At 51.8% G+C, this 14,097-nt stretch carries 11 protein-coding genes; 2 read left to right on the top strand and 9 right to left on the bottom strand.

Translation table 11 applies throughout. The features are described from left to right. Nucleotides 1-43 precede the first annotated feature (43 nt). Entirely contained in the window at nt 44-673 is a 630-nt protein-coding gene (rlmE, locus tag FCN78_RS10750) for a 23S rRNA (uridine(2552)-2'-O)-methyltransferase RlmE (protein WP_069362130.1), read from the bottom strand. A gap of 205 nt (nt 674-878) precedes the next feature. On the opposite strand from rlmE, the gene yhbY reads away from it, so the two are divergent. After that, the gene (gene yhbY / locus FCN78_RS10755) at nt 879-1,175 is read left to right on the top strand and encodes a ribosome assembly RNA-binding protein YhbY (RefSeq protein ID WP_069362129.1); all 297 of its coding nucleotides are present in this window, start codon (nt 879-881) and stop codon (nt 1,173-1,175) included. A gap of 102 nt (nt 1,176-1,277) precedes the next feature. Here the strand turns inward: yhbY and greA are convergent, their stop codons facing one another. After that, complete coding sequence (gene greA / locus FCN78_RS10760; protein WP_069362161.1) at nt 1,278-1,751, bottom strand: transcription elongation factor GreA; 474 nt, start codon at nt 1,749-1,751, stop codon at nt 1,278-1,280. Between the two features lie 291 nt (nt 1,752-2,042). Here greA and dacB point away from each other — a divergent pair, with 291 nt between their 5' ends. Beyond that, nucleotides 2,043-3,485, top strand: coding sequence for a D-alanyl-D-alanine carboxypeptidase/D-alanyl-D-alanine endopeptidase (dacB, locus tag FCN78_RS10765; RefSeq protein ID WP_077659580.1), 1,443 nt, complete (start codon nt 2,043-2,045; stop codon nt 3,483-3,485). A 52-nt stretch (nt 3,486-3,537) separates the two neighbouring features. Here dacB and carB read toward each other — a convergent pair whose 3' ends face one another. The 7 genes from carB to ileS all read right to left on the bottom strand — a co-directional run bounded on the left by carB (nt 3,538) and on the right by ileS (nt 14,090). Continuing rightward, entirely contained in the window at nt 3,538-6,765 is a 3,228-nt protein-coding gene (carB, locus tag FCN78_RS10770) for a carbamoyl-phosphate synthase large subunit (protein WP_077522884.1), read from the bottom strand. Nucleotides 6,766-6,780: 15 nt separating this feature from the next. Continuing rightward, nucleotides 6,781-7,920, bottom strand: a complete 1,140-nt coding sequence (gene carA / locus FCN78_RS10775; RefSeq protein WP_069362127.1) for a glutamine-hydrolyzing carbamoyl-phosphate synthase small subunit — start codon at nt 7,918-7,920, stop codon at nt 6,781-6,783. 466 nt (nt 7,921-8,386) lie between these two features. After that, nucleotides 8,387-9,190 carry a 4-hydroxy-tetrahydrodipicolinate reductase gene (dapB, locus tag FCN78_RS10780; RefSeq protein ID WP_069362126.1) on the bottom strand — a complete coding sequence of 268 codons (804 nt, stop codon included), beginning with the start codon at nt 9,188-9,190 and terminating at the stop codon, nt 8,387-8,389. 134 nt (nt 9,191-9,324) lie between these two features. Next, nucleotides 9,325-10,269, bottom strand: coding sequence for a 4-hydroxy-3-methylbut-2-enyl diphosphate reductase (gene ispH / locus FCN78_RS10785; protein WP_077458694.1), 945 nt, complete (start codon nt 10,267-10,269; stop codon nt 9,325-9,327). Between the two features lie 10 nt (nt 10,270-10,279). After that, nucleotides 10,280-10,711 carry an FKBP-type peptidyl-prolyl cis-trans isomerase gene (gene fkpB, locus FCN78_RS10790; RefSeq protein WP_069362124.1) on the bottom strand — a complete coding sequence of 144 codons (432 nt, stop codon included), beginning with the start codon at nt 10,709-10,711 and terminating at the stop codon, nt 10,280-10,282. A 44-nt stretch (nt 10,712-10,755) separates the two neighbouring features. Continuing rightward, nucleotides 10,756-11,265, bottom strand: a complete 510-nt coding sequence (gene lspA / locus FCN78_RS10795) for a signal peptidase II (RefSeq protein ID WP_069362123.1) — start codon at nt 11,263-11,265, stop codon at nt 10,756-10,758. Then, nucleotides 11,265-14,090, bottom strand: coding sequence for an isoleucine--tRNA ligase (gene ileS / locus FCN78_RS10800; protein WP_077659581.1), 2,826 nt, complete (start codon nt 14,088-14,090; stop codon nt 11,265-11,267). Before ileS ends, lspA begins: the two co-directional genes overlap by 1 nt. Nucleotides 14,091-14,097 lie beyond the last annotated feature (7 nt).

A 14,097-nucleotide genomic window follows, 5' to 3' on the forward strand; every position in this document is an offset into this window, starting at 1 on the left:
AGGTGTTAGCCTCGCATAACTGAGATAGATAAATGTAAGGGTACTACAGTTTATAACCTGTAGCCACAATGTAGACTTCTCGCGACCTTGCACGGGATGAGTCGGGTTTTCGAATTTTGACCGCTGTAAACATTTTACGCACCTCGGCCAAATACTGATCAAAGCCTTCGCCCTGAAAAACTTTTACCACGAAGCTGCCTTTCGGTCCCAGCACTTCACGGCACATTTCTAATGCCAATTCGACCAAATACATCGCTTTGGGTTGATCGGCCGCCTGATTACCGCTCATGTTTGGCGCCATGTCAGACATCACCACATCAACTTGGTTGGGTTGAATGCGCTCGAGCAAGGTATCGAGTACCGCTTGTTCGCGAAAGTCCCCTTGCAGAAAGCTAACACCTGGCATGGAATCCATCGGTAAGATATCGCAAGCAATCACTTGCCCGTCGTCACCGACTTGTGTCGCGGCATATTGTGACCAACCTCCGGGGGCAGCGCCCAGATCCACTACCGTCATTCCCGGTTTCAAGATGCGATCTTTGTGCTGAATCTCTTCTAGCTTAAAAATTGCTCGAGACCGATACCCTTTCTTCTGCGCTTCATGAACGTATTTATCGTCGAAGTGTTCTTTCAACCAGCGTCCTGAGCTGGCAGAGTGTTTTTTATTCGCCATGTTGTTCCTACTACGCCCACCCATCGCACCACATTCATATAAAATTCAGACAATTGTGTGCGTTAGCTTATTCTCAAAGACAGACTTACTCTCACCCAGCAGACCAAGTGCTTGCCATCCGCCCACTTTCTAGTGTTTCAGTTTGTGGTGAGATGGCGTTAGAATGGCATGTTTTCAACCCCTAGCAAATAGAAATCGAGCCAACATGAAACTCAGCACCAAACAAAAACAGTATCTCAAAGGACTGGCTCACCCCCTTAAGCCTGTCGTCTTAATGGGCGCCAATGGTTTAACTGAAGCCGTGGTCGCTGAAATTGAGCTTGCACTTGACCACCACGAGCTGATTAAAGTGAAAGTCGCTTCAGAAGACCGTGAGACCAAAAACCTGATTGTCGACGCTATTCTTCGGGAAACCGGCGCCGAAAAAGTGCAGGTGATCGGTAAAACCTTGGTGATTTATCGCCAAAGCGAAGATCGCAAAATTGAATTACCACGCAAATAGTCACGTGCGTGATCAGTCTGTGCTATCGCATAACAAAAAGGCCGCATTGCGGCCTTTTTACTGTGTCAGCATCGGAGAAGGGTTACATTCAGTAACACTTTTCTATACGTAATCGACGCTATCGAGTTCGAACTCTTTGACGCCACCCGGGGTAGTGATGCTCACTTCTTCCCCTTCTTCTTTTCCAATCAGGCCACGGGCGATGGGAGAATTCACCGAAATTAAATTCGCTTTGATGTCGGCTTCATCATCACCCACGATCCGATAGGTCACTTCTTCGTCCGTGTTCACGTCAATCAAGGTGACCGTCGCGCCAAAAATCACTTTGCCATTATTCGGCATTTTAGTGACATCAATCACCTGTGCCACCGACAGCTTGTACTCGATGTCACGGATTTGCGCCTCACAAATACCCTGCTCTTCACGAGCCGCATGATATTCTGCATTTTCTTTTAAGTCACCGAGTTCACGCGCCTCTGCAATGGCGTTGGAGATCTCAGGGCGACGCTTGATCAACTTGTCCAGCTCTTCTCGTAGCAGCTGCTCACCGCGCACGGTCATTGGCACTTTATCCATAAATGACATTACCTCTTTCAATCCACAGCAAAGGGATTTTGGCAAAACAAAGCCACGCCCAAATAAAATATCTGGGCGCGGCGGAATTCAACGCTTTTTTTAGATTGTAAACAAGAATTCGCGCAAAATCATCTCTTATCCGGCGATAGCGTGAGCCATCCATCTGCGATCCACTTTGCGGCTATCCACTTTGTCATCAGCTCAACGAGAGGGTTGTCCGCCCCGAACCGCTTGTCTTCAAGGCTAGACAGGGTAGGATGGCATGCATGCGCAAATAAAAAGGCTTTTATCATGCTTTCCGCTCTTTTTCGCCATCTCGCTCTGATGACGATTTTCCTGGTGCCGTTTGCGTCGGCCTCGGCGGCGTCGTTAACGCTGGCACAACTGACACCGTTGCTGCCTAAAGGCAGCCAAGTCGCGCTATGGGTGAGTGATGCGGAGCAAAATCACCCCCAGATCAGTGAGCAAGCCGATGCGCTGCTACCCCCAGCCAGTACACAAAAGCTTCTCACCGGACTCGCCGCCCGGCTTTATTTACCCAGCACCTTCCGTTTTTCCACCCGATTGGTGCAAAGCGGTGATGACATCGCCCTTATTTTTAATGGTGATCCGTTACTGACTCGAAAAGATATTCGTCAACTGCTGAGTCAATTACCGCGTCGCGGTCTCGATACCATTAACAACCTCTATCTGGATGGACACGCGTTTGCTGGTCGCACCCGTGCGCCTGGCTGGCCATGGGATATTTTAGCGGTCTGCTACAGTGCGCCTTCCACGGCAATCACCCTCAATCACAACTGTGTGCAAGGGGCGATTTATAGCCAGCCTGATAGCAGGTTGACACGCGTACATGTCCCTGACCATCAGCCCGTTTCAATAGAGAACCAAGCGCGAGCGGTAAGCGAGGACGAACAAGCTACCCGCCATTGCGGGCTCGATCTCACCGCGACAGCAAAAAACACCTATTATTTTTCCGGTTGCCTCCCGCATCGGGCGCGTCCTCTGCCACTCAACTTTGCCGTACAAACGCCATCGACTTACGTCAAAGCCATTGTGGCCGATGAGCTCGCACGCCTGAATGTGCGCGTGAAAGGCGATATTCGCGTAGCGCGGGCACCCAGTCAGTCACGCGAGCTGGCTCGTCACCAGTCAGCCCCCCTTACCTCCCTGCTCACCACGATGCTGCGCGACTCTGACAACCTCATCGCCGACAATCTTCTCAAAGCCTTGGGACGCCGCTATTTTCAGCAGCCTGGCTCGTATCGCAATGGCGTTGCAGCGGTGAAGGCGATATTACAGGAGGCTGGGATTGACCTATCACAGGCCGTGCTGGTCGATGGTTCCGGGTTGTCTCGTAATAACCGTCTCAGCGCCCGCCAACTGGCGCAGGTGATGCATTATATCACCACGCATCCGACACTGGGCATGACTCAAATGCTCCCCACTGCCGGCGTGGATGGTACCCTCAAGTATCGCCAGAGCATTCGTCATGCGCCCATAAAAGGACGTTTAAAGGCCAAAAGTGGCTCGCTGTATGGCAGCTTTAATTTGGCTGGGATGCTAGAAGATGATTCAGGAAAACAGCACATCGTAGTGCAACTTGTCAGTCATTATCATCCCGAGGAAGACGCGCAGCCGGAGAATGTTCCCTCGCCGATTACTCAGTTTGAGCGTGAGTTTTATATGGCGCTGATCCGCGGTCAGTTACGGCCGACACTGGCCCAATCTCACTGAATAAAAAAAGCCCGCCAAGATGGCGGGCTGATACGCGTTGACAGTCGTACCGTTATGATTTGGTCTGCACCCGTGCATGCAAAGATTGCACAGGGTTGACCTTGCTCATGTCCGCCGCTGTTAACGCCATGCAAGTGGCGAAGGCGGCGTTCAGCGTAGTGGTGTAATTCACCTTGGCTGCGAGCGCGCCGCGACGCAAGACTTTTGAATCTTCAATCGCTTGGCGTCCTTCCGTGGTGTTGACAATGTAGCTGTACTCACCATTTTTGATACGATCAAGAATGTGTGGTCGCCCTTCATGCACCTTATTGACCAAACGCGGATTGATACCCGCCTCACCAAGGATCACCGCGGTGCCATGGGTCGCGTCGAGCTCAAAGCCAAGCTTGAGTAACTTCGCTGCTAAATCCACCACGCGCTGTTTGTCATTATTGCGCACCGATAACAAGGCCCGTCCGCCCTCGCTGTACGCTTTACCGCAGGCGAGGTCTGCTTTTGCAAAGGCTTCGGCAAAGGTATCCCCCACGCCCATCACCTCACCGGTCGAACGCATTTCAGGGCCCAGCAATGGATCAACCCCTGGGAATTTGTTGAACGGTAGCACCACCTCTTTCACCGAGTAATAAGGCGGGATCACCTCTTTGACAAACCCTTGCTCAGCCAGGGAGCGGCCTGCCATGACGCGCGCAGCGATTTTCGCCAGAGGAACACCCGTCGCTTTAGAGACAAATGGCACCGTTCGAGCAGCGCGCGGGTTCACCTCGATGAGATAGATTTCATCATCCTTCACCGCAAATTGCGTATTGACCAATCCATTTACGCCTAACTCCAACGCCAGCTTGCGCACCTGTTCACGCATGCGATCTTGGATGTCGTCACTTAACGTATACGCGGGCAGCGAGCAGGCAGAGTCACCAGAGTGCACGCCAGCTTGCTCGATGTGCTCCATGATGCCGCCAATCACTGCCGTTTCACCATCGCACACCGCATCAATGTCCACTTCCGTCGCATCATCCAAGAAATGATCTAGCAGCACGGGAGATTCGTGCGAGACACTCACCGCCTCATTAAAGTAGCGGCGCAGGTCGGTCTCATCATAGACAATTTCCATCGCCCGTCCGCCCAATACGTAAGACGGACGCACCACCAGCGGGTAGCCAATCTCTTTGGCTTTCTCCACCGCTTGTTCCAGTGCAGTGACTGTCGCGTTGGCAGGTTGTTTGAGGCCAAGGCGCTGTACAGCATCTTGGAAACGCTCACGGTCTTCGGCACGGTCAATCGCATCTGGGCTGGTACCGATAATCGGCACACCCGCCGCTTCTAAGTCACGGGCCAGTTTAAGAGGCGTTTGCCCACCGTACTGAACAATGACCCCTTCAGGCTTTTCAACGTTCACTATCGCCAGCACATCTTCTAGAGTGATGGGTTCAAAGTACAAACGGTCAGAGGTGTCATAGTCGGTAGAAACGGTTTCTGGGTTACAGTTAACCATGATGGTTTCAAAACCGTCTTCACGCAGGGCCAATGACGCGTGAACACAGCAGTAATCGAACTCGATCCCTTGCCCAATGCGGTTAGGGCCACCGCCAATAACCATGATTTTCTTCTTATCTGTCGGTTGTGACTCACACTCTTCATCGTAGGTGGAATACATATAGGCCGTATCCGACGAGAACTCAGCAGCACAGGTGTCGACACGCTTATAGACAGGGTGAATCTGAAATTTGTCCCGCAGCTTGCGCACTTCAATTTCTGATACGCCCAACAAGGCGGCCAAACGCGCATCGGAAAAGCCTTTACGCTTTAACTGACGCAATGCGGCTTTATTAAGCCCCGCAAAGCCCTGCTCACGCACTTGCTGCTCATGCTTGACGATGTCTTCGATTTGCACCAAGAACCAACGGTCGATATTGGTCAGGTTAAACACCCCATCAACCGACATCCCTGCGCGGAAAGCATCGGCAATATACCAAATCCGCTCTGCGCCTGGCTCTTTGAGTTCATGACGGATTTCGGTCAATGCCGTATCGTCATCCAGGTTCACCATCTCGTCAAAGCCCGCCGCACCGACTTCTAGGCCGCGCAGTGCTTTTTGCAATGATTCTTGCTGGTTACGTCCAATCGCCATCACCTCACCCACTGACTTCATCTGGGTGGTTAAGCGATCGTTGGCACCGGCAAATTTTTCAAAGTTAAAGCGTGGGATTTTAGTCACCACATAATCAATGGTCGGCTCGAACGACGCGGGCGTGGCGCCACCGGTGATATCGTTCATCAGCTCATCAAGGGTAAAACCCACGGCCAGTTTGGCCGCCACTTTGGCAATCGGGAAGCCGGTTGCTTTTGACGCGAGCGCCGAAGAGCGTGATACCCGCGGGTTCATCTCGATGATCACCATACGGCCATTTTTGGGGTTAATACCAAATTGTACGTTCGAGCCGCCGGTCTCAACGCCTATTTCGCGCAGCACTGCCAAGGATGCGTTGCGCATTAATTGGTATTCTTTATCCGTCAGGGTTTGTGCCGGTGCCACCGTGATAGAGTCGCCCGTGTGGACCCCCATGGCGTCGAAGTTTTCAATCGAGCAGACAATGATGCAGTTGTCGTTTTTATCCCGTACCACTTCCATTTCGTACTCTTTCCAGCCAATGAGGGACTCATCGATAAGCAGCTCATTGGTGGGAGATAAATCGAGACCGCGCTCGCAAATATCTTTAAACTCTTCTTGGTTGTAGGCGATGCCCCCGCCAGTGCCGCCCATGGTAAAGGAGGGGCGGATAATACAAGGAAAGCCCACTTCGTCGAGCACCTTGTGCGCCTCATCCATGCTGTGGGCGATACCCGCGCGTGGACACTCCAAACCAATGCTTTGCATCGCCTCATCGAAGCGATGGCGGTCTTCGGCTTTATCAATCGCATCAGCAGTGGCGCCAATCATTTCCACGCCAAATTCGGCCAACACGCCATGGCGTTCAAGATCCAGGGCGCAGTTCAAACCTGTCTGACCACCCATGGTTGGCAGTACGGCGTCAGGGCGTTCTTTTTCGATGATGTGTTTCACCACCTGCCACTGGATAGGTTCAATGTAAGTGGCATCGGCCATCTCTGGGTCGGTCATGATAGTGGCTGGGTTGGAGTTCACCAGAATGACGCGATATCCCTCTTCGCGCAGGGCTTTACACGCTTGCGCTCCGGAGTAGTCAAATTCGCAGGCTTGGCCAATGATGATAGGGCCTGCGCCCAGGATAAGAATGCTTTTTATGTCTGTGCGTTTTGGCATGCTCAACGACTCCAATTAGGCGCGATGTTGTTTGATAAGATCGATAAAATGATCAAAAAGTGGCGCGGCATCATGCGGCCCCGGACTTGCCTCGGGGTGCCCTTGGAAGCTAAATGCGGGCTTATCAGTGCGATGAATACCTTGCAAACTTCCATCAAATAGAGACACATGGGTGGCTCTTAATGTGTCTGGCAGACTGTCTTTATCGGCGGCAAAGCCATGGTTCTGGCTGGTGATCATCACCACGCCACGGTCTAGGTCTTTCACCGGATGGTTAGCGCCGTGGTGGCCAAATTTCATTTTCACTGTCTTCGCGCCGCTCGCCAGCGCCAATATCTGATGGCCCAAGCAAATACCAAAGACAGGCACGCCTGCTTCTAAAAACGCTTGTGTAGCCTCAATCGCGTAATCACATGGCGCGGGATCACCGGGGCCATTGGATAAGAAGACACCATCGGGGTTCATCGCCAACACCTCATCAGCCGGTGTCGTCGCCGGCACCACAGTCAAGCGACAGCCTCGGTCAACCAACATGCGCAAGATATTGCGTTTGGCTCCGAAGTCATAGGCGACCACGTGATAGGGCAGCTCACCTTCTACGGCAGCCTCGGGCAAGCCTTGATGAAGCTGCCAAGAGCCTTGCGTCCAGCGGTAACTTTCTTTGGTGGTCACTTCTTTGGCGAGATCCATTCCCTTTAAGCCAGGAAAGTCCTGCGCTTTCGCCAGCGCCAATGCCTCATCTACACTATCGCCGGCCACAATACAGCCGTTCTGCGCGCCCTTTTCTCGCAATAATCGCGTGAGTTTGCGCGTATCAATATCGGCAATGCCGAGAATGTTGTGATGTTTGAGGTAATCAGAAAGGGACTGTTGATTGCGGAAGTTGCTGGCTAACAGGGGGAGATCACGAATGACGAGGCCTTGGGCGTGGACTTGGCTAGATTCTTCGTCTTCGGTGTTGGTGCCGGTGTTGCCAATGTGGGGATAGGTAAGTGTCACGATCTGACGGGAATAAGAGGGGTCGGTGAGTATTTCTTGATACCCCGTCATCGAGGTATTGAAAACCACTTCTCCCACCGCGGTGCCATCAGCGCCGATCGGGGTACCGTGGAACACTGTCCCATCTTCTAGGACTAAGAGCGCAGACTTGCTCAAGACAACCTCCAGTTATATAGAAATGCACTTTTTACGACTAACGTTGCATTCACGTATTCCATCTAAGATCAAAACCCGCGTCAAGCTGAATTTTGACAAATTGCGCGCATTCTAGGGACGAGGCGGCTAGCTGTCAATCAAAGCACAGTATTTTTCTTTATTTTATTAGTCACTCACTAACAAAGCGCCATCAAAGCACCATAAAAACAAACCTAAACCGCGATTTACGGACAAAAAACACCCAAATCGAGCACTGAGATTCTTTTATTGCTCGTGTTTTCTCTCTTTAAAATGAAATCAAACTCGCAAACGTTTACCTTGCATGACTAAATGCTGATGAAAGCGACTTTGTCACTTAAAGTTCACGGAAGGCGCATAAAGAATAAGAAATAAGGAAATGAAAAGAAAACAGGGCAAAGCAAACAAGAGGGGATAAAAAAACATCGCGCCGAAGCGCGATGAATAATTATTTAAGATTGAGGACATCTTGCATTGTGTATAAACCGCGTTGATGCTGATTGAGCCATACCGCGGCACGTACCGCCCCTTTAGCAAAGGTATTACGATTAGAGGCCTTGTGTGTGATTTCGACACGCTCACCAATATCGGCAAACATCGCTGTGTGTTCGCCGACAATGTCCCCAGCTCGAATGGTCGCGAAGCCAATTTCGTCTTTACTCCGCTCGCCAGTGATCCCCTCACGGGCATAAACCGCCACGTCACTAAGCTGGTTACCCATCGCCCCCGCGATCGCTTCACCCATACCTAATGCAGTACCTGATGGTGCGTCCACTTTATGGCGATGGTGCGCTTCAACAATTTCAATGTCGCACTCGTCGCCCATCACTTTCGCCGCCTGCTCAAGCAACTTGAAGACAAGGTTCACACCCACACTGTAGTTGGGCGCCATCACCATCGCTGTCGAGGATGCCGCCTCTTCAATGGTTTGTTTTTGCGCCTCATCAAAGCCGGTGGTACCGATAACCAGTTGCTTACCGACCTCTTGGCACAGCGTTAAATTGGCCAAGGTTGCAGCGGGAGCGGTAAAATCAATCACCACGTCAAAGTCGTCACTGACTTTGCGCAAATCGTCCACCACATTGACGCCCAAGCGGCCGATCCCTGCCAGTTCGCCTGCATCGGTGCCGACTAAGCTAGATTCCGGCCTTTCGCTCGCCGCCCCTAACACGGCACCTGGATACTGTGAAACCGCTTGGATAAGGTTGCGCCCCATGCGCCCAGCCGCACCGGCTATGGCAATACGTACCATGATTTTCCCCTTTGTCACTTTGCCAGTTCACTGGCTCCTTCTCGGTAACCCACCACTCTAGCGCGTTCCTTGGCACTTGTATATTGGCGAAAAAAAGGGAAGCACTTGCTCCCCTCATCGTCTTGCTCATCGCCCTAGGTGACTTCACGAATTTGTAGCTCTTTAGGCACTTCAAAAAACATGTTTTCTTCACGCCCAGCAAGGTTATCAACATGGGTCGCACCCAGCTGCTTGATACGCTCGATAATTTGATCCACTAGCTCTTCTGGTGCCGACGCACCGGCCGTGATCCCCACTGTATGCTTGCCTTCAAACCAAGCCGGATCAATATCTTCTGCCGTGTCAGTTAAATAACCTGGCGTTCCCAGTTTTTCGGATAACTCACGCAGACGGTTTGAGTTAGAGCTATTTTTTGAGCCGACAACCACCATCACGTCACAGCTTTGCGCTAAATCGCGCACCGCATCTTGGCGGTTCTGGGTGGCGTAACAAATGTCGTCTTTGCGTGGTCCTTGGATGTTAGGAAACACCTTACGCAGAGTATCAATCACATCCGCGGTTTCGTCGACCGACAGGGTGGTTTGACTGACATAATGCAGGTTATCCGGATCGCTCACCTCCAAGGTATACACATCCTCTGGGGTTTCGACCAAATACATCCCACCGGTTTCACTGGCGTATTGTCCCATGGTGCCTTCCACTTCAGGGTGGCCGGCATGGCCTATCAGTACCACTTCCATGTTCTTACGGCTGGCACGCGCGACTTCCATATGCACCTTGGTCACTAGCGGGCAGGTCGCATCAAACACGGTTAACTGACGCGACTTGGCCTCATTGCGCACGGCCTGAGACACGCCGTGGGCGGAGAAAATCACAATACTGTCATCAGGCACTTCGCTGATCTGCTCAACAAAAATCGCCCCACGCTGCTTTAAGCCTTCCACCACAAAACGGTTATGCACCACTTCATGACGGACATAAATGGGAGGCTGATAGATTTCTAGCGCGCGCTCAACAATACTGATGGCACGGTCAACCCCTGCGCAAAAACCACGGGGATTGGCAAGTAAGATCTTCATGTGTCCGCCTTTATTGCACACTTATAATTTCAACATCAAAAATGACGGTTTTCCCAGCCAGCGGGTGGTTAAAATCAACCGTGACGGAATCGCCCGTCACTGCCGTCACAATCCCCGGGATCTCCTGTCCTTGCGGCCCACTAAAGGCAATGATCGCCCCTTCTTCTGCGGGCGTTTCTCCACCAAAGTGACGGCGATCCATGTGATGGATGTTATCCGGGTTAGGTTGGCCGAATGCATCCTCTGGTGCCAAGGTGAAGCTGCTCGACTCCCCTTCTTTTAAGCCAAGAAGGCAAGTTTCAAAGTTTTCCGTCAAACTCCCGTCGCCCATTACCAGCTTCGCCGGTTTACCCGCATTGTGGGTGGTATCGGCGACCGAGCCATCTTCAAGCTTGATGGTAAAGTGCATAATGACTTCGCTAGACGCTGTGATTGCTGTCATGATTCATCCTTTTAGAACGTCGCGGTAACGGGGATAGATACGCATCACTCATGTTTGGTCGATGACTGGCCTTGACGAAAACTATCCAAAATAATCAATGCCGCGCCCACGCAAATCGCCGAATCGGCGAGATTAAACGCTGGCCAGTGCGACTGACCGAGATAGAAATCTAGAAAGTCAATCACATAGCCATGCACAAGACGATCAAACAGATTACCCAGGGCCCCGCCAATGATCATTGCATAAGCAATATTGATCATGCGTTTATCGGCCGGGGTATGCCGCATCCAATAAGCCAATAACCCGCTCACCCCCAGTGCAATAACACTGAAAAGCCAACGTTGCCAGCCACCCGCATCACTTAAAAAACTGAACGCCGCGCCATGATTGTGCACGTACGTCAGGTTAAAGAAAGGCAATACTTCAATCCGATTCGCAAACCCGTATTCCATGGTTTGCATCACCAGCCACTTGCTGCCGATATCAAGTGCAAAGACCAGTGGCGCCAGCCAAAGCCAGCGCCATCCTGATTGTGAGAGGGAAAGAGTCTGCATCACACAAATTGGCGAGTTTCGCCTTCTCCTGCAATATTGGTCACGCATCGGCCACAGATCTCTTCATGACCTGCAATGGTGCCGACATCAGCAACGTGGTGCCAACAGCGCTCACACTTGGCCGCGGTTGATGCCGCCACTTCTACGGCCAATCCGTCGAGTTCCGTCTGCGTGGCAGACGCTGGCGCGTCACCGGCAACTACAGTTGCTTTCGAGGTCAGCAATACAAAGCGAAGCTCATCACCCATCAAGCGTAGCTTCTCGGCAAAATCAGCGGGAGCATAGAGGGTGACTTCCGCTTCTAATGAGCCACCAATGACTTTTTCATTCCGCGCTTGCTCAAGGGTTTTGTTCACTGCATCACGCACATCAAGCAGTTTCGCCCAGAAAGCCTGATTCAGCACAGCCTGCTGTTCTAGGTCAAACAAGCCGTCATACCAGACTTCGGTGAACACAAACGGGTTACGCTCACCCGGCATTTCATTCCAGATCTCATCGGCGGTAAATGACATAATCGGTGCCATCCAGCGTACCAGTGCTTCTACGATGTGGAACAGCGCCGTTTGACAACTGCGGTGCGCATGGCTGCCTGCTTTGGCGGTGTACTGACGGTCCTTGATGATATCGAGATAGAACGAGCCCATCTCAATCGAGCAGAACTGCATTAAGCGCTGGGTTACTTGGTGGAAGTTACACGCATCATACGCGGCAGTGATCTCTTGTTGCGCCTCGAGAGCGCGGCTCACTGCCCAGCGATCGACCGCCACCAAATCGTCTGGTGCAACCAAGTCAGCTTTAGGATCAAAACCGTGTAGGTTGGCGAGCAAGAAGCGCGAGGTATTACGGATACGACGATAAGCATCAGCACTGCGCTTGAGAATTTCATCCGACACACTGATCTCACCCGTGTAATCGGTTGATGCCACCCACAAACGAAGAATGTCAGCGCCCAGCTTGTTCATCACATCTTGCGGCATGATGGTGTTACCCAGCGACTTCGACATTTTGCGACCGTTACCATCAACGGTGAAGCCATGCGTCAGTACGCGGCGGTAAGGCGCGTGGCCTTTAATTGCCACTGACGTCATCAGCGATGACTGGAACCAACCGCGGTGTTGATCCGAGCCTTCCAAGTACATATCGGCTTCTTGACCGTTAAACTCATCACGCTGATTGACCACGGCATAGTGCGTCGCACCAGAGTCAAACCACACATCTAGGGTATCCAAAACTTTCTCATACTGGTCAGCGTCATCGCCTAGCAGTTCGTTTAGATCGAGATCCCACCACGCTTGAATACCGGCTTTTTCTACACGCTGAGCCACCTTCTCAATCAGGTTGAGCGTATCCGGGTGTAGCTCGGAGGTTTCTTTATGCACGAACAGGGCAATGGGTACGCCCCAAGTACGCTGGCGCGAAATACACCAGTCTGGACGCCCTTCTACCATCGACTCAATGCGGCTTTGTCCCCAGTCAGGGATCCATTCAACGTTCTTGATCTCTTGCAGCGCTTTATCTCGCAGACCCGCTTTGTCCATGGCAATGAACCATTGCGGCGTGGCACGGAAGATAATCGGTGTTTTGTGGCGCCAGCAATGCGGGTAGCTGTGCTCATACGCGTGATGATGCAGCAACGCCCCGTGCGTTTTCAGCGCTTCAATCACATTGTCGTTGGCTTTGAACACGTGTTGACCAGCAAACAGTGGCGTATCCGGCAGATAAACACCATTGCTGCCAACCGGGTTAGCCACTTCGAGATCGTATTTTTGTCCTACCACAAAGTCTTCTTGACCATGACCCGGCGCCGTGTGAACCACACCCGTACCGGACTCGGTGGTAACATGATCACCCAGGATAACCGGCACATCAAAATCGTAAAAAGGATGCTGCACGCGTTGAAGCTCTAGCGCTTCACCTTTACAGAAACCAAGGTTGTGATAGTGCTCAATGCCCGCGCGATCCATCACATCTTTTGCCAGCTCTGCGGCAAGGATCAAGCGCTGTGGCTGGTCACCTTCGACTTGGACTAAGACATATTCCAAGTCCGCCGCGACCGCGACCGCACGGTTCGCCGGCAAGGTCCAAGGGGTGGTGGTCCAGATCACCGCGGATACTGGGCCTTCACCTTGGTGATCGCCAGCTAGAGTAAATAAGTTAACCAATGCTTGCTCATCCACCGCTCGGAAAGTCACGTCAATCGACGGTGATGTCTTATCTTGGTACTCAACTTCGGCTTCCGCGAGCGCTGAGCCACAGTCTGTACACCAGTGCACAGGCTTGAAGCCTTTGTGTAGATGGCCATTACCGGCAATTTTACCCAATGCACGGATAATATTGGCTTCGGTATTAAAATCCATGGTCAGGTAAGGCTTATCCCACTCACCTAACACGCCAAGGCGTTTAAAGTCCGCTTTTTGGCCTTCCACTTGTTTGGCGGCATATTCACGGCACTTTTCACGGAACTCGGCGGTAGAAACTTTCTGACCTGGCTTGCCAACTTTTTTCTCTACCATCAACTCGATAGGCAGACCGTGGCAGTCCCAGCCAGGGACGTACGGTGCGTCATAGTCCGCCAGCGTTTTCGATTTAATAATAATGTCTTTGAGAATTTTATTAACAGAGTGACCAATATGAATGTTGCCGTTCGCGTACGGAGGACCGTCGTGCAAAATAAATGTTTTTTTGCCTTTCTTCGCTTGACGGATTGCACCGTAAAGATCTTCATCGTACCAACGCTTGAGCATATCAGGCTCACGCTTAGCAAGATTACCTCGCATCGGAAACGCGGTTTCCGGCAGGTTTAAGGTATCTTTGTAGTCACTCATTGATTAT

Origin of the sequence: Salinivibrio kushneri, from assembly GCF_005280275.1 — a bacterium.
Taxonomy (GTDB): domain Bacteria; phylum Pseudomonadota; class Gammaproteobacteria; order Enterobacterales; family Vibrionaceae; genus Salinivibrio; species Salinivibrio kushneri.